Source organism: Vibrio cholerae, assembly GCF_008369605.1.
Classification (GTDB): domain Bacteria; phylum Pseudomonadota; class Gammaproteobacteria; order Enterobacterales; family Vibrionaceae; genus Vibrio; species Vibrio cholerae.
The window spans coordinates 121,248-138,136 of sequence record NZ_CP043554.1 but is presented as its reverse complement, the minus strand read 5'-3'; the positions used below and the strand labels follow the sequence as shown (position 1 = coordinate 138,136).

General features: G+C 50.7%; 16 protein-coding genes. 4 read left to right on the top strand and 12 right to left on the bottom strand.

The features are described from left to right. Positions 1 to 47 precede the first annotated feature (47 nt). From F0316_RS00710 to gspC, 12 genes are read right to left on the bottom strand one after another with little or no spacing between them, the layout of a single operon-like run. On the bottom strand, positions 48 to 806 hold the full coding sequence (locus F0316_RS00710; protein WP_057555112.1) for a type II secretion system protein N: 759 nt from the start codon (positions 804 to 806) through the stop codon (positions 48 to 50). 1 nt (position 807) lies between these two features. Then, entirely contained in the window at positions 808 to 1,305 is a 498-nt protein-coding gene (locus tag F0316_RS00705) for a type II secretion system protein M (RefSeq protein WP_000661339.1), read from the bottom strand. Between the two features lie 9 nt (positions 1,306 to 1,314). Further along, positions 1,315 to 2,526: a type II secretion system protein GspL gene (gspL, locus tag F0316_RS00700; RefSeq protein ID WP_001288754.1), complete on the bottom strand. Its 1,212-nt coding sequence runs from the start codon at positions 2,524 to 2,526 to the stop codon at positions 1,315 to 1,317. Next, the gene (gene gspK / locus F0316_RS00695) at positions 2,495 to 3,505 is read right to left on the bottom strand and encodes a type II secretion system minor pseudopilin GspK (protein ID WP_001201881.1); all 1,011 of its coding nucleotides are present in this window, start codon (positions 3,503 to 3,505) and stop codon (positions 2,495 to 2,497) included. Before gspK ends, gspL begins: the two co-directional genes overlap by 32 nt. Further along, positions 3,495 to 4,160, bottom strand: coding sequence for a type II secretion system minor pseudopilin GspJ (gspJ, locus tag F0316_RS00690; protein ID WP_149560143.1), 666 nt, complete (start codon positions 4,158 to 4,160; stop codon positions 3,495 to 3,497). The genes gspK and gspJ overlap by 11 nt, the downstream gene beginning before the upstream one ends. Continuing rightward, the gene (gspI, locus tag F0316_RS00685; protein ID WP_000837699.1) at positions 4,147 to 4,500 is read right to left on the bottom strand and encodes a type II secretion system minor pseudopilin GspI; all 354 of its coding nucleotides are present in this window, start codon (positions 4,498 to 4,500) and stop codon (positions 4,147 to 4,149) included. The genes gspJ and gspI overlap by 14 nt, the downstream gene beginning before the upstream one ends. Further along, on the bottom strand, positions 4,490 to 5,074 hold the full coding sequence (gene gspH, locus F0316_RS00680; protein WP_095471498.1) for a type II secretion system minor pseudopilin GspH: 585 nt from the start codon (positions 5,072 to 5,074) through the stop codon (positions 4,490 to 4,492). Before gspH ends, gspI begins: the two co-directional genes overlap by 11 nt. Positions 5,075 to 5,107: 33 nt before the next feature. Further along, the gene (gene gspG / locus F0316_RS00675; protein ID WP_000738789.1) at positions 5,108 to 5,548 is read right to left on the bottom strand and encodes a type II secretion system major pseudopilin GspG; all 441 of its coding nucleotides are present in this window, start codon (positions 5,546 to 5,548) and stop codon (positions 5,108 to 5,110) included. 40 nt (positions 5,549 to 5,588) lie between these two features. After that, positions 5,589 to 6,809: a type II secretion system inner membrane protein GspF gene (gene gspF / locus F0316_RS00670; RefSeq protein ID WP_000718695.1), complete on the bottom strand. Its 1,221-nt coding sequence runs from the start codon at positions 6,807 to 6,809 to the stop codon at positions 5,589 to 5,591. After that, complete coding sequence (gene gspE, locus F0316_RS00665) at positions 6,809 to 8,320, bottom strand: type II secretion system ATPase GspE (RefSeq protein ID WP_000138174.1); 1,512 nt, start codon at positions 8,318 to 8,320, stop codon at positions 6,809 to 6,811. Before gspE ends, gspF begins: the two co-directional genes overlap by 1 nt. Next, entirely contained in the window at positions 8,317 to 10,341 is a 2,025-nt protein-coding gene (gspD, locus tag F0316_RS00660) for a type II secretion system secretin GspD (RefSeq protein WP_000878557.1), read from the bottom strand. The genes gspE and gspD overlap by 4 nt, the downstream gene beginning before the upstream one ends. Before the next feature lie 45 nt (positions 10,342 to 10,386). After that, positions 10,387 to 11,304: a type II secretion system protein GspC gene (gene gspC, locus F0316_RS00655; protein ID WP_000394675.1), complete on the bottom strand. Its 918-nt coding sequence runs from the start codon at positions 11,302 to 11,304 to the stop codon at positions 10,387 to 10,389. A 229-nt stretch (positions 11,305 to 11,533) separates the two neighbouring features. On the opposite strand from gspC, the gene hslR reads away from it, so the two are divergent. The 4 genes from hslR to F0316_RS00635 all read left to right on the top strand — a co-directional run bounded on the left by hslR (position 11,534) and on the right by F0316_RS00635 (position 16,858). Then, positions 11,534 to 11,911, top strand: a complete 378-nt coding sequence (gene hslR / locus F0316_RS00650; protein ID WP_000098852.1) for a ribosome-associated heat shock protein Hsp15 — start codon at positions 11,534 to 11,536, stop codon at positions 11,909 to 11,911. A gap of 33 nt (positions 11,912 to 11,944) precedes the next feature. Beyond that, positions 11,945 to 12,820: an Hsp33 family molecular chaperone HslO gene (gene hslO, locus F0316_RS00645; protein WP_001911276.1), complete on the top strand. Its 876-nt coding sequence runs from the start codon at positions 11,945 to 11,947 to the stop codon at positions 12,818 to 12,820. Between the two features lie 336 nt (positions 12,821 to 13,156). Then, a complete protein-coding gene (pckA, locus tag F0316_RS00640) occupies positions 13,157 to 14,785 on the top strand; it encodes a phosphoenolpyruvate carboxykinase (ATP) (protein ID WP_000217613.1) in 1,629 nt (542 codons plus the stop codon). Positions 14,786 to 14,971: 186 nt separating this feature from the next. Continuing rightward, a complete protein-coding gene (locus tag F0316_RS00635) occupies positions 14,972 to 16,858 on the top strand; it encodes an AsmA family protein (protein ID WP_148525736.1) in 1,887 nt (628 codons plus the stop codon). Positions 16,859 to 16,889: the final 31 nt, after the last annotated feature.

The window sequence follows — 16,889 nt, the reverse complement described above, 5'->3', positions numbered from 1 at the left end:
TAAAATTTCACGCCCAGTTGGGCGTGAAATGAATGGGATAACACATCCTAGAGCTGACCTTGTTGATTGAACGGATAGCGACCTTGCCCATCAGGCTGCGGTAGCCAGCTCAACTGCTCCTTTAAACTCTCAGGAAATTCCGCTTCTGGTTTAAACCACGCTTGTGCTTGATAGCGATTGTCCGGCTGTAAACTGAGGTTAAATTCACTGCTCACCTGCGCAGTTTTTTGGCCACCTTTCAGGGTCACAACGCTCTCTTGGCAGGTAAAATCCGACACGACAGTACCAAGCTGCAGCGCACCAAGCGGCGATTCTAGCTGCGCGGCTGACCAAGCTAAGCTGCCTTCGGCTTGCTGGCAGTAAGGCTCACCAAAGCGGTACTGCTTGACGGCCATCTCCAACTGCCCTTGCGCCATCAGTGGTACGGGTAGCGGTAGCCAAGTAATGGCTTGCGCAGCCGGTAAGGAGAGTAAAAAATCATCGGCATAGGGACCACTCAAACCGATCCCCACGACACCTTTCCCTCTTAGTTGTGTGCTGCTGCCGCGGCCAAAGCGGATATCCGCCTCCAACTGCCCCAACAGTAACGCCGAGAGGTGGAGATCCCAGTTGAGATCGCCTAGGCTCATGCCTTGCCAACGAACTTGCGCGGCTTGACCTTGCCACAGAGTACCCTCTATGCCGGTGAGCTCTAAACCTTCAGGCAGCGGTAGCGGGCTAAACGCCACTTGGGCAGGCAAATGCACGACCACGCTGGTCATTAACACTGTGGAAAATAACAGACCATAGCCAACAGCACGCTTCATATCAGCCTCCACGCTTCAGTTGCAGACGTTTGACTTCCACAACGCCGTTCACTTTACCACGGTCAATATCAATCGCATCCACGCTCACCCCTTGGCGCTCTTGCAAATACGCAATCCATGAGACCAATTGCGAAAACGGGAGCGGTTGGATCCAGACCTGCATCATTTCGCCGCGCGGCTGCACGCGGATCAGCTCAATATTGAACTGACGCGTCGAGTTAGTGATCACCTGATTGAGTGGTTGATCGCTTGGCGCATCACTGCCCCCTTGCGCACGGAGCGTTACGATGTCGTTGGCGTTTTCACTCACCCAACTCAGTAGCTGTTTTTCGGTTTGTAATCGTGCTTGAGCTTGGGCAGTACGCTCACTCAAAGGCTGCCATATGCCCCAATAAGCGATAGCGAGTACCGTCAGCGCGCCCATGCCCATTACCATCTTTTGCTCACGAGGGGTGACACTTCGCCACCAAGCCTGCACAGGAGCCAATAATTCTTTCATCATTTCTCCTTACTTGGGCTTCACCACAAACACGCCAAACACTTGCTCGCCATTTTTATTGAGCTGCCCCTGTTCAACAGCAAAATACTGCTCAAGCTGAGTGCGAGCTTGTTCAAAACTTTGGAAATCACGACTGGTCGCTTCTAGGCGAATCTCACTGCGGTTACTGTCAAATTTGATGCTTTGCAGTTGTAGATTGACCCCTTTCAAAGCCTCAGGCAACGGGCTTAGCCACTTCAAAACGCTGCCCACACTGGCACCGCCAGATAAACGCGCCATCTCATCACTCATCTGTCTTTTCAAATAAGTCACGGTCGGGATTTTCTGTTTATCAGGGAAGATGCTGCGGAAAATCCGCTCACTTTCCGCGCGGTAAGCGTCCGCTTGTGCTTCGTATTGATGCGCCTGAAACAGCGAATAACTGATTGAAACCGCGACAAATAACCCAGCGGCGATCGCCACTTTGCGCCATATTTGCCAATACCGCAGCCAAGAAGACTTGAGTTTAAAACTCCCCGTCAGCAAGTTGAACTTGCTGGTTAAGGCCTCCTGAGTCAGCAGTTGCATGACTAAACCGCTCGGCTCATAACGCCACGCTTGGGTTTCAGCTAAGCTCAGCTCAGGAAGCGGCGTGAGCGCTTGTAAAGGCAAATACTCACTTTCATTTTGCACCCAATCGGAAGCGGCCAGTAAGCTTAGCCACTGCGCGTCCACTGCCATCCCTTGCGTAGTGCTTTTACGCACTAACCACTCATCACCCAATTGCAGGGCCGCTAAACCGTGCTCTGGGCGAGGGATCGCCAGTACATCAGGCAATACGCGCTTCACATCAAAACCGCACGTTTTGAGATGATCTAGGCAAGCGCGCAGCCAAAGACGATCGACACCGACCACATCCGCCGTTTCTCGTCCTTTACTCAGCACACAAAAGTGCACATCTTCCACATCTTGGGCGATTTCATCTTCTAACAAATACGGCAGCATATTTTCAAGCTGACGAGAAGCGCCGGGCGGGATCTCCACTGACGTTAAAATTAAATCACTCGCCGCCAGTAATACCACTACGCTGCGCTGATCGGCATAAGACTCAATTTCATGCAAGGCTTCCCAACCAGCCACTTGGCCGCTGGCAATCACTTCTTGCTGCTCGGCAGACCAAACCAGCCAAGGGATATCGGCCTCTTTTTGACTACTCAGTCGAACGGTCAGAAACTCGCTCACTGATCCCTCCAAAGCGGCGGCGTATCACCGTCGCAGTTTTCTTATCGTTACTGTAAAACAGGCTGCGGATCCGCACGCGAGACGTATCGACCAGCACCTGTGCATCTAATTCAAAATAATGGCTATCTACACTGAGGTATTTCTTCGCTTCCTCACGCACCGCGTTATCCACTCCGGTGAGTGCCGATTGGGCAAGAAAATCATCCACACTTGCCCATCCATCGAAAGGTCGCCCTTCGAGCAAGGTTTTCGCGCTTTCCGGACTCAATGTTGGGCTAAACATGGCCGCCAGCAGTGCCGCTTGCTCAGCGGGTAACGTGTTCACATTCAAGCGCCATTGATCGGTTGGCAACGCACACACATAAGGTAAGGCTTTATTCATCGTTTCTCCCCCCACCTGTTGTACCGCACGCCACTCGCTCGCATCGGCCAACCAAGTATCCGCCGCCATATAGGCCGGGATCATCGATTCATAGTAACTGTCTTCCACCCCATAAGCGGTGCGTACAGAGTCATCTTTATCAATAAACTCTAACGTCGAATCGGCAATCACTTCCGCTTGATAACTCTCCACTTCCAGCCCTTCAAGCAGCGCTTGCAGCACCGTCAGCAAATACGGTTTTTTCACACTGTCTGGCGTGAGCTTTACCCCCGCGAGTGCATTAAGATTAAAGCAAGCTTGCATATCGCGGATTTTGCCGCGCACCTGTCCGTAATCGAGCGGATAGGTTTGCTCTTTCAAAGCCCAAGGCTGACTCAAATTGATGGTTTCACTGTCTTGGTAGCTCTGCTCAATGCCTTTTTTCGCTAGCGCTTCGACGCCAAGACTGTACCAATAAGCCTGCTGATAGTTGAGCTGATGCGTGGCACGCTGAAACTGGCTAAACAGACGTTCGGCCATGGTCGCAGCAATCGAGACCATCACCGCCAGCAGGAGCAGAATCACAATTAACGCCACGCCGCGCTGTTTAGCCCGCATTTTCAACACTCTCTTGCGTCATATTGAGTGAACCGCCCCCTGTAAGGTATATCCGCTCAATCTCACCGTAATCTTTTAGGCGCAAGGTCACTTTCACGGCTTCAGGCAAGGCGTTAGTGGGCACCCACTCCTTACTCCATTCACCTTGCAAATAAAACTGTACTGCCCAATCTTCCACCCCAGTTAACAACGGAGAGATCAGCCCTTGCTGCCCCGCTGGAGTATCTGGGTAGCGCCACCAGACCCGCTCTAAGCGGTTTTCAAACAGGCGGTAACCGACTTTCGCCACTTCACCGCGTGGAAATTGTTGCTGTGGGTTATGCCAACCCAAGCGTACAAACAACAAACCGTGCTGATCCGAATCGAGCAGCGATTCTTTCCATTGTAGGATTTGCTCGCTCGGCGCTTCGCCATCGGTACGAAATTGGCGCAGAGCTATTTGCCGAAAATCGGCATCCATGATCACCATGGCGCGTTGCAATTCAGCCAAACGCGCAGTGCGCTCGGCAGAAATTTCATTGCTGCGTTGGACTTGATTGAGCACCTGATAGGCGCCCACACTCAAGCTCGCGAAAATCGCAATCGCCACCAACACTTCAATCAAAGTAAAGCCCGCCATATTCTGGCGAGAAGATGCTTGGTTAGTTCGCCACATAGCTGCGCACCGTCACGACTGGGGTCGCGCCTTTTTCTGTGGCGACACTGACATCAAAGGCTTTGAGCAGATTGTCGGCTGTTTTGACTGGACTCAGCTTCCAGTACCAAGTCCGTCCGGCCATCTGCTCACTGCCCTCACGCGCCGCTAAAGATTGCGGATTGAGCATCACTTGTGCCATTTGGTTATCCACGACCATGGCCGCAAACATCTTCTCTTCCAGATAATTGACCGTATTGATGTGTTGACTGACCGAGCGGATCACACTGATCGCCGCGGTAGCGAAAATTGCCAGCGCGACCAGAACTTCAAGCAAGGTAAAACCGCGTTTACTCTTCATCACTTTCTCCAGGAGCCAGTAGACGCAGAGTGCCATTTTCTTGCGCGGTCACTCGCCACTGCTCATCGGGCTCCTGCCCTTTAGGGAAAATGCTCAGCGTAAATGGGGTCACTTCGCCACTCGATAGCACAAACAGTTGCGGAGACGGTTCCTGTTTTTGCTCTTTTTTCTCATCGGCAAACATCTCTTCATCAAACAGAGAGCCGGGATTAAACAGACGATCGTCTTTTTGCCAAGCGCCACCACCGAGCTCAAAGTCGAGCTGTAACCCTTCTTTAAGGGTGGTTTGGTTGGTCATCTTGTCGTTTTGCCACTTTTGCCAGCCTTTGTCGGCGGTGAGTTGCAAAAAAGTGAGACGGCGCGTATCGACATCGATCCGCACGCCAAAATCTTGCCCGCTAAGAATCGCTTCCTCATTGAGCAGCAACAGACGCTGATAAAAACTCTGCGCACTGATTTTGGCTTCATCTTTGACGGAAACCGGAAAGGTGGCGATGACCGCCACCGCACTGACCGAAACCAGCACCAGCACCAGCAAAATTTCCAACAAAGTAAAACCGCGTGTCGCTGTCATAAGGTTTCGTCTGTTACCGCTAATTAGCCAAACTTATTGAAAATCTTGGATATTCCAGTTACCGATATCGGCACCGGTACCTTCGCCACCTTCTTGACCGTCCGCACCTAAGGTGAACACGTCAATCGTGCCTTTATCGCCTGGGCTCAAGTATTGGTAGTCGTTACCCCAAGGATCTTTAGGCAGACGCTTGATGTAACCGCCTTCGCGATAGTTACGCGGCTCTGGATTGGTTGGCTTAGTCACTAAGGCTTCCAAACCTTGATCGGTCGTCGGGTAAACGCTGTTGTCGAGCTTGTACATATCCAACGCATTTTCCAGCGCGACGATATCGGTCACCGCTTTCTGTTGATCCGCCTTCTCTTTGTTACCTAAGAGGTTGGGGACAACAAAGCTGGCCAGAATGCCCAAAATCACCACAACCACCATTACTTCGAGCAGGGTAAAGCCCGTTTGTTTACGCATTTTTTTCATAGTTACTCCACACTATGTCGTTTTCGCCGCGCGTGACGACTTAACGACTCATTAAGTTATTCATTTCCAAAATCGGCATCAGGGTCGCCATCACAATAAACAGCACCATCCCCGCCATCAAGGCAATCAAGGCCGGGGTAAAAATGCCAAGCGCGATGTTGACCGTTGATTCAAAACTGTTGTCTTGGTTATCCGCAGCGCGCGTCAACATGCCTTCCAATTCTCCACTCTGCTCACCACTGGCAATCATGTGCAGCATCATGGGAGGAAAGAGCTTGGTCTGCTCTAGCGCTTTGCGCAGGCTAGAGCCTTCGCGTACGTTTTCGGCCGCAGCCAATACTTGCTGTTTCACAAACTGATTGGTCATCACATCCACCGCAACGCGCATACCATCCAGAATCGGGATTGCACTTGAGGTACAGATCGACAGCGTACGCGCAAAGCGCGCAGTATTCAGACCGCGTGCAATCTTGCCAATCACAGGCAAGGAAATCACTCGGCGATCCCAACGCAAACGAATATCGGGCTTGGTCAGCAACCAGCGCACCAGATAAATCAGCATCAAGAGACCGACCAGCAGCGAAATCCCCCAATGTTGCAGGAAATCGCTGGCATCAAGCAGAAACTGAGTCGATGCCGGCAAGGCTTGCCCCATTTGCACAAACTGCCCCACGATTTTCGGTACTACCGCTGCCAACAAAAACGCCACGATACCGACTGCAAATACCACCAGCACCACAGGGTAAATCATGGCTTGTTGCAGTTTAGAGCGCATTTTCTGGCGGTTTTCGGCGTAATCCGCTAAACGTTCCAGAACGGAATCGAGGTGGCCAGACTTTTCGCCCGCCGCAACCATAGAACGAAACAGCTCATCAAACACGTGCGGATAATCGCCAAGACTATCAGAGAGGGTGTAACCTTCGGTCACTTTGGCGCGCACCGCCACCAACATGGTGCGAATCCGCGGTTTTTCCGACTGCTCGGCAACCGCGCGTAAACACTCTTCCAGTGGCATACCGGATTGAACTAAAGTCGCCAATTGGCGAGTGATCAGCGCCAGATCCGGCGTACTGATCCCACGCTTAAACGCAAAACCTTGGCTGCGACTGCGCGCGGCTTTGACTTGAGTCTCCACCACTTCCATCGGCACTAGGCCTTGTTCTTTCAGGCGCTGACGCACCTGACGTGCATTATCGCCCTCAATCACGCCTTTTTTATGGCGTCCCTTGGCATCCAGCGCTTTGTATTCAAACGCGGCCATTAGGACTCCTTAGTCACCCGCATCACTTCTTCTAGCGAAGTAATGCCTTGGCGCACTTTATCTAGACCATCATCACGAATGCTCGGCGTGGTCGCGCGAATGTGTTTCTCCATCGCCTGTTCGCCCGCCTCGCTATGGATCAGCTCCTGCAACGCATCATCCACCAGCAGCAGCTCGTGGATACCGGTTCGGCCACGGTAACCTTTGTGGTTACATTTAGGGCAGCCCGTGGCGCGATAAAGGATCAGCGGTTCTTTTTTCTTGCTATCAAACAGTTTGCGCTGCTCTTTGTCCGCCTCGTAAGGCTCTTTGCAATCTGGGCATAAGGTGCGCACCAAGCGCTGAGCCAGAACACCGAGCAGTGAAGAGGAGATCAAAAAAGGCTCGATGCCCATATCGCGCAGCCGAGTCACCGCCCCAACGGCCGTGTTGGTGTGCAGAGTCGACATCACTAAGTGGCCGGTCAGCGAGGCTTGCACCGCAATTTGCGCCGTTTCCAAATCACGAATTTCCCCCACCATCACCACATCGGGGTCTTGACGTAAAATAGCACGTAGCCCCCGCGCGAAGGTCATGTCTACCCTCGGGTTGACTTGGGTCTGACCGATACCATCAATATCAAATTCGATCGGATCTTCTACGGTTAAAATGTTGCGCTCGCTGCTGTTGAGCTCTTGCAAACCCGCGTACAAGGTGGTCGATTTACCCGAACCGGTTGGGCCAGTCACCAGAATGATCCCATGCGGCCGCTTAATCAAACGGCGGAAGTTATCATGGTTATGCGCCGTCATACCCAAACTGTGCAGATCAAGGCGCGTCGCGTTTTTATCCAGCAAACGCATTACCACTCGCTCACCATGTGATGAAGGCATGGTTGAAACCCGCACATCGACCGCGCGGCCACCGATACGCAGCGAAATACGGCCATCTTGCGGCACACGTTTTTCGGCAATGTCGAGCTTGGCCATCACCTTGACCCGTGAAACGAGCAGCGATGAGAGTTTGCGGCTGGGTGCCAGTACTTCGCGCAGTACGCCATCGACTCGAAAACGGATCGACAGTGTTTTTTCAAAAGTTTCAATGTGAATATCTGACGCGCCTTCTTTGATCGCTTCGCCCAACATGGCGTTGATCAATTTGATGATCGGCGCATCATCTTCACTTTCTAGCAAATCTTCGTTTTGAGGCAGCTCTTCCGCCAGTGAGAAGAAGTCATCACTGTCGGCACCAATGTCTTCCATCAATTGACGCGCTTCTGAAGAATCACGCTGATAGACTTGGGTTAGCTTGCTTTCAAACTCCGCTTGAGAGAGCTCAATCAGTTGGAAAGCGTGCTTGACCACCCGCTTGGTTTCGACGAGCGCCTCCATCGACAATGGCGCTAAGTAATAAATGCTGGCTTGGGAGAAATCCTCATTCCAATCCAGCACCAACTTAAAGCGATTGGCGAAGCTAAAGGGCAGACGACGAATCGACTGTCGCTCAGCTGGAGAGATCACCATTTCGGTCATTGCTTGGCTTCCATCTGCTCAATAAAGGCTTGAATTTCAGGTGAATGGCGGCGGTCATCGCCAAATTTCGGCAACACAGGCACGCTAGCATCATCCAGCAGACGTAAACCTTTTTCGGCGCGGAACAGTTGCTCGGCGCGGATGTAGTTGTATTTACGTTGGGTGATGCCATCGGCCGTCACGCCATCACGAATAATGGTCGGCTTGATAAACACCATCAGGTTTTTCTTTTCCACTTGCGAGCTGGTTGAGCGGAACAGTTGACCCAGCAGAGGAATATCCCCCAAGAGCGGGACTTTCGACTCACTCTCAAGAGCTCGCTCATCAATCAAACCGCCGAGCACCAACATCTGCCCATCTTGCACCATCACAGAAGTGTTGAGCTGACGCTTCGCAAAACGCACGTCTACCGCTCCATTGGCGCCCAACACGTTCGAGACTTCTTGCTCAATATTGAGCTGGACTGAGTTACCTTCGTTGATCTGCGGCACCACTTTAAGCTTGATACCGACTTCTTTACGATCCACGGTTTGGAATGGGTTGTCGTTATTAGAGCCTGCAGTAGAACCTGTGATAACCGGCACTTCTTCACCCACGATAAAGGAGGCTTCACCGTTATCCATCACCGTAATGCTGGGTGATGACAGGATATTCGAGCTGGAATCATTAGAGACCGCGTTGATTAAGGCCGTCCAGTCGCCCATCGCGATGCTGACTGCAGCACCTTGAATGCTCGACAATGCAGAGGCTAACTTGGTGTAATCCCCTTTGGTGGTCGTCGTTTCATTTCTCAAGAAGTTGTTATTAGTATCATAAACCGCTTTGGTTTGGGTTGTGTCTTTGGCTTCTTCAAGACCAATCATCACATTGCCAATCGACGCGCCAGTGTTGCCATATTGGATAACTGAACCACTTTCCAGCGAGCCCCACTGCACACCAAGGTTGATCCCATCGCCCTCTGCCATTTCGACAATCAGCGCTTCAATCAACACTTGCGCACGGCGAATATCTAGCTGTCCAATCACTTCCAGCATCGCATTCATAATGTCTTGCGGCGCAGTAAGCACTAACGAGTTGGTGTCAGCGTGCGCGGCAATCATCACTTCATTACGTTTTGAAGTGGTCGGCTGTCCGGTGCCTTTTTCCGCTTGCAGGTTCTCAGACACCCCTTTCAGTACTTCGACCAGATCTTCAGCTTTGGCGTATTTCAAATACACCACGCGGTTATTGCCTTTGGCCGCCATCTCAACATCCAACTGCTTGATCAGACGCTTGAGGCGCTCGCGCACTTTAGGATCGCCAGAAATCAAAATCGAGTTGGTACGCTCGTCTGCCACAAACTTGGGCTTTAAGAATTCAGGGGTGTTTTGCGCGTCTGTCGTTTTGTTGAGCGCTTCAACAATCCGCACCATTTCAGCTGCCGATGCATTATTAAGCTCAACCACTTCAATCTCTTTGTCACCGGCTTGGTCAACGCGACGAATAATTTCCGCTAAACGGTTCACTACCGCAGCTCGCCCCGTGATCAAAATGATGTTCGCCGGATCGTAGTGCACTACGTTCCCCGCCCCTGCGTTATCAATCAGTTGGCGCAGCAAAGGGGACAACTCGCGTACGGAAACGTTTTTCACCGCGACCACTTGGGTAATGACTTCATCGCCATTGGCGCGCTCTTCACCACTCAACACCGGAATGGCTGAGGTCTTTGCATCTTTCGATTTGATGACTTTCAGTACGCCATTATCCATTTCAACGACGGCGAAACCGTACACTTCGAGCACACTGAGGAAGAAACTGTAATATTGCTCTTCGTTTAAGGTATCAAAACTGCGCACATCGACTTTGCCGCGTACCGAAGGGTCGACAATGATGGTTTTCTCAAGATTGCGTCCCACAATATTGATAAATTCTTGAATGTCGGTGCCTTTAAAGCTGGCGCTAAACTCGTTTGCCATCGCTAGAGGGGTAGACAGCAAACTGCCCGCCAACAGCCATGAACTTTTTTTCAGCCAATATTTCACTGGGAACTCCCTTGCCTCACTAAGGCGTCGTTACTCGCCTTAGCGTTAAAATTGAATATATACATCATGTTGTTGACCATCACGCTCAACGGTCAGACTCATTTCAGTCATCTCATTCATCGACTGAAATAGCGTGTTCATTACATTAGGATCGGTCAGATCTAGGCCATTCAGAGCCACGGCCATATCGCCATCTTGTAAACCTATTGATTCAAACAGTGCCGGATCTTTCCCGGGACTGACGCGATAGCCGAGTACTTTGTCATCGCGTTTTACCTGAGATAGGCGCACATATTGAAAAATTTCCTGCGGATTTCGTGCGATTGCTTCACGAATTGCATCCACTTTATCCTCAAACTGCGGCACAGCATTAGGTTGATTGGGTCGTGGACGCGGCGGGTTGGATACCGAAGCCGTCGCAGGCGCGGTGTAGTCTAACCCTTCAAGCATCAAGGTTTCATCACGCCCAGAGTTGCTGATGATGACTCGATCCGGCATCACGGCTTTTAGCTTGGCCTGAGTCCCTTCAATCACTTCATTAATGCCATACGTCGCTTGCACACCACGATTGGCGATAACAGCCAAACTTTTTTGCGCATCATTACTCGCCACCACACCAGACAGCACAAGGCTCAAGCGCGTTTTCGGAGCATCCACCACCACAGGTTGCTCCACAACCGGAGCTTCTTTCGGCTCAGTAAACACACCAAACAGCTCACCTTTTTGCAATACGCTGATATCGAGTGGCTGACGTTCGGCCTTAAGCCCTGATAACGTGGGGCTCCAAGTCGGCACTGGTGTTTGTTCAGCCGAGACGACCCACACCATCTTGCCCAGCGTCCACGCCGAAGCAACTAATAACAGTAGCGTTAATCCTTCGCTGATCGGCTTTTGCCACCGCAGCGTATTCTGGCTCAATAAACGCGGCCACGCTGCCAACGGAGGAAGTTGTTTAAATTCCATAAATTTCCACGTTATTCCTTTCTGTACTTTTTACGCTTCATATTGCGCAAATCTGTTTGTACAGATGTTTTTCAATACTTTATGCAGGCATCGCAATATAACACAAGCATAGTGGAGCGAAGTGTCTCAAACGTTAAATTGTCGACTTGCTTGAAAAACAGCCCTGCAAACACCATTGTTAAGCATGAATAATAGTCAAATGTAATAAGCTTAGAGAGGCAATGTGGCAATGAGTTCCAGCGCAGAAGAGGTGAGACTGGATAAATGGCTGTGGGCAGCAAGATTTTACAAAACACGCTCGCTCGCGCGAAATATGGTCGAAGGGGGCAAAGTCCACTATAATGGCCAGCGCGCCAAACCCAGCAAATCGGTTGAAATTGGAGCGCAAATCACATTGCGTCAAGGTCATGATGAGAAAACGGTCATTATTGAAAAGATCTCAGACCAACGCCGTGGGGCACCTGAAGCACAACAGCTCTATAGCGAAACGGCCGAAAGCATCACCAAACGTGAACGCAATGCCATGATGCGCCAACTCAACCCGAGTCCGGATCGACGTCCTGACAAGAAACAGCGCCGAGATCTACTCAAATTCATCCATCAGTAAATAGCCGGATTATTCCTTATGACGACACAATCAATGGCGAACAACATGCTACATCGCTATCTATTTAAAGACCTTTCTGTACGTGGTGAGTTGGTTCAACTGGACGACACTTACCAACAGATGATTTCCAGTCAGGAATACCCTGCCGCCGTACAACACCTCATCGGTGAACTACTGGTCGCCACCTCACTGCTGACAGCGACGCTGAAGTTTGAAGGCTCAATCACCCTGCAACTGCAAGGTAATGGACCGGTCTCTCTCGTGGTCATCAACGGCGATAACAACCAACAAGTGCGTGGCGTGGCTCGCTGGAAAGGCGATATTGCGGATGATGCAAGCCTACATGACATGCTTGGCAAAGGTCATCTGGTCATCACCATTGAACCTAAGCAAGGCGAGCGCTATCAAGGTGTGGTCGGTTTGGAAGGCGACACCCTAGCACAAGTGCTGGAAGGTTACTTTGAACGTTCGGAGCAGCTTAAGACCCGTTTATGGATCCGTGTTGGCAAACACGATGGGAAAGCTTGTGCCGCAGGCATGTTGCTGCAAATCGTACCCGATGGTAAAGGTTCAGCTGAAGATTTCGAGCATCTAGAACAATTAACTAACACCATCAAGGATGAAGAGCTTTTTGCGCTGCCAGCAGAAGAGTTGCTGTATCGTCTTTACAACCAAGAGACGGTGCAACTGTTCACACCACAACAGATCAGCTTCCGTTGTGGCTGCTCACGTGAACGCAGTGCTGCCGCGATTGTGACCGTCGCACGTGAAGAGATTAACGATATTCTTGCTCAAGATGGTGCCGTCGCTCTGCATTGTGATTATTGCGGTACGACCTACTCGTTTGACTCAGCGCAAGTCGCTGAATTGTATGCTCCCTCATCGGCGAACGGTTCAACCTTGCATTAATTCGCTACGTTTAACAAGCACGTAAAAACCGCCCAAAAGCCAGCTTATCGCTGGCTTTTTCATGCTAAAAAATCAATAAAATCAAAGAACCTAACAACAGTACGCCGTACTTAATTTCTGTAAAGTATTAATCTTGTGCTACTGGCGCAAAGGTTTGCGCACGCGATAAAATATCGATGCCAATATATGTGACGAGTTACCTAAAACCACAGAAACTTGGTGGGCAATATTTGAGCTGCCTCCCTGTTTTATCTCTGGTCCGTTGCTAGCATGGTCTATAGATAACAATTACATAAATTCTTACAAAATCCCTACAAAATCCTACAAGGAGCACCTATGACCGTTATGGAACATACTAAGGCTGCACAAATCGACCTAGCCCAATATGGGATCACCGGCGTAACTGAACTGGTTCGTAACCCGAGCTATGAAATGTTATTTGCCGAAGAAACCCGTTCAGATCTCGAAGGTTATGAACGTGGTGTGGTGACTGAATTGGGTGCTGTTGCGGTTGATACTGGCATCTTCACTGGCCGCTCACCAAAAGATAAGTTTATCGTTAAAGATGATACCACTCGCGATACGCTGTGGTGGACGTCAGACAAAGCGAAAAACGACAACAAACCGATCAATCAAGAAGTGTGGAATGACCTGAAAGCCTTGGTGACCAAGCAGCTTTCTGGTAAACGCGTATTCGTGCTCGATGGCTACTGTGGTGCCAACGCCGATACTCGCTTAAGTGTTCGCTTCATCACCGAAGTAGCATGGCAAGCACACTTTGTGAAAAACATGTTCATTCGTCCAAGCGAAGAAGAGCTGGCGCACTTTAAACCAGACTTTGTCGTAATGAACGGCGCAAAATGTACCAATGCGAAGTGGAAAGAGCACGGTCTGAACTCAGAAAACTTCACTGTGTTTAATCTGACCGAGCGCATGCAGCTCATCGGCGGTACTTGGTACGGCGGTGAGATGAAAAAAGGTATGTTCGCGATGATGAACTACTTCCTGCCGCTACAAGGCATTGCCTCTATGCACTGCTCTGCCAACATGGGTAAAGCGGGCGATGTCGCCATCTTCTTCGGTCTTTCTGGTACGGGTAAAACCACCCTATCCACCGATCCAAAACGTGCGTTAATTGGTGACGATGAGCACGGCTGGGATGATGATGGCGTGTTCAACTTTGAAGGCGGCTGCTACGCGAAAACCATCAAGCTGTCTAAAGAAGCAGAGCCGGATATCTATAACGCGATCCGCCGTGATGCTCTACTGGAAAACGTCACGGTTCGTAGTGATGGTTCGATTGATTTTGATGATGGTTCAAAAACCGAGAACACCCGTGTTTCTTACCCTATTTATCACATCGACAACATCGTAAAACCCGTTTCCAAAGGCGGTCATGCGACTAAGGTGATCTTCCTGTCTGCCGATGCGTTTGGCGTATTGCCTCCAGTTTCAAAACTGACGCCTGAGCAAACCAAGTACCACTTCTTGTCTGGCTTTACGGCTAAACTGGCGGGTACTGAGCGTGGCATTACTGAACCTACCCCAACCTTCTCCGCCTGTTTTGGCGCAGCGTTCCTCACTCTGCACCCAACTCAGTATGCAGAAGTGCTGGTAAAACGTATGGAAGCTGCGGGCGCCGAAGCCTATCTGGTTAACACAGGTTGGAACGGCAGCGGTAAGCGCATCTCAATTAAAGATACGCGCGGTATTATCGATGCGATTTTGGATGGTTCGATCGAAAAAGCGGAAACCAAACATATCCCAATCTTTAATCTGCAAGTGCCCACCGCACTGCCCGGCGTCGATCCTATGATCCTCGACCCACGTGATACTTATGTTGACCCACTGCAGTGGGAAAGCAAAGCCAAAGACTTGGCAACGCGCTTCATCAACAACTTCGACAAGTACACGGATAACGCCGAAGGTAAAGCACTGGTCGCCGCGGGTCCAAAGCTCGACTAAAGGCAAATTGACCGAAAAGTGATAACTGAGTAGCAAGCCCCTCTTTCGAGGGGCTTTTTTTGTTGCTGTCTCTCATGCTTTACTCCAAGCTGAGGATGAGAATACGGTACAATTTAACAACTCAGGCTGCCAGCCACTCCGTATCTTCTGTGCTGGCAAAATTTTGATGATGGCAACGCAGGGACTATGAGAAAAATACTGGCGATTGGTGTCGCAGGCATCGCACTACTACTGATTTTAGTCTTAGCGGGATTTGGCATTATGCATACTCGCTACTTCACGCCCTCCGCACAATGGATTGTGCAGCAGTTGTGGCCGGAAACGCTGCGCTTTGCCAAAATCGAATACCTTTATCCGTTTAAACTGCGCTTGAGCGGGGTGCAAATCGCCAGCGAACCCACCATTGAATTACAGCAAATGGATTTGTGGCTGAATCCTTATGGCTTGCTTGAACAACAACTCGAAATCGATAGCGTATTAATTGATGGCGCTAACCTCGCCCACGGTTTACCCAATTTTACCTTGCCGGAATCTGTCCATCTCAACCAACTGGCGCTGCACAATATTGACTGGGCTGACCAAGGGATTATCGCGCGTGGCGTCAGCTTACAGATCAAGCAGCCAGTTTGGGACTCACCCCAACAACAGTTACCGTACGGAAAAATTCAGCTCGCGGCAGACCAAATCACTATCGATGGTGAAGCATTTAACCAAGTGCTGGTTGATGCCAATTACCAAGCCCAAGACAGTACCGTGTACGGGTTTTCATTCAACTGGCACAATAGCCCCATTTCAGGACAAGCGGAACAGTATCCACAAGGCTGGTCGCTGATCAATGTGACTCTCAGTCGCCTTAACCTCAATCTCGATGAGTGGCGTCACCACTCGTTGTGGCAAACAATTGCGCCCAGTATTTATCACATCAACAGTTTAGATCTGCTCAATAGCCAACTCACTCTCAACGGTGTGGCGTGGGAGAACCTCAATCTCTCTGTGGAAGACTACGATTTGCGGCACAGTCTCTGGCAACAGCAGCAAGCTTACCTCTCCTTGAATGCGGATTCAGCGCAGTGGCTTGCTACGCAATGGGTCGAACCGAGTGCTGAACTGACCCTTACCCCGCAAGGAATAGAGCTTGATGGGCATAGCCAAGTTTGGCAAGGCGATGTACAGGTCAAAGGCCATATCACGGAAACGAGCCTCAACCTTGCCCAATTAACCATCACTGGGGCGAAATGGATTGCTGAACAGCCGCAAGATCTCTTACCTTTCTCCCAACCACTCCCCGCTTGGCAAAACTTGCAAATTGAGCATTTGGATATCAATAACCTACAGATGATTCAAACCGTTAATCGGCCATTTTGGCAAGCCTCGGGGCTGAATGCCGATGGAAAAAATCTGCAATGGGTGAAAGAGGGTCAATGGGGCTTTTGGCAAGGCCAACTCTCAGTGACCGCCAACAGCGCCAGCTATGCAGGCGTTCTGAGTACACAAGGTGTGCTCAATATGCGCAGTGAGCAAGGCGTATGGCAGCTTACCCGCGCCTTTCTGCCACTTGAGCGAGGCTATGTTGAAGCACATGCAAAATGGGACTTAACCTCGCTCAGCGCCCCTTGGCAGCTCTCTCTTGATGCCGATTCTCTGCCGATAGGTCCGCTACAATCTTGGTTCAAGCTGCCGTTTGGTTTGGAAGCGCTGGCCGACATTAGCTTGACCGCGCAAGGCATAGCGGGAGATCGCACCATGCTGGCGCATTCGCTTGATGGCCAACTACAACTGAATCTGCGTCAAGGCCTACTCTCACTGCGCAGTGATAACACGCTGATCATCCAGCCTTTCGAGCTAGACGATCTCGCGGTAAGCGCTGACAGAGGACGCATAACCATCACACAAACGCCGCTTAGAGGGCCAAATTTAAACGCTCAGTTAGGGGGAAGTACTGACCTATTAGAGCCAGAGCAAGGCCAATGGCAATTGACGATCCAACAAGCGTGGGCCGATCAGTGTTTGGGGTTAAGCTGGGATTTCCAACAAGCGGAATTAGTCAGTCAAGATTGTCGCAGCGCGCCATAATGCGCTGCGAACTTGCACTGGAAGCGATGAA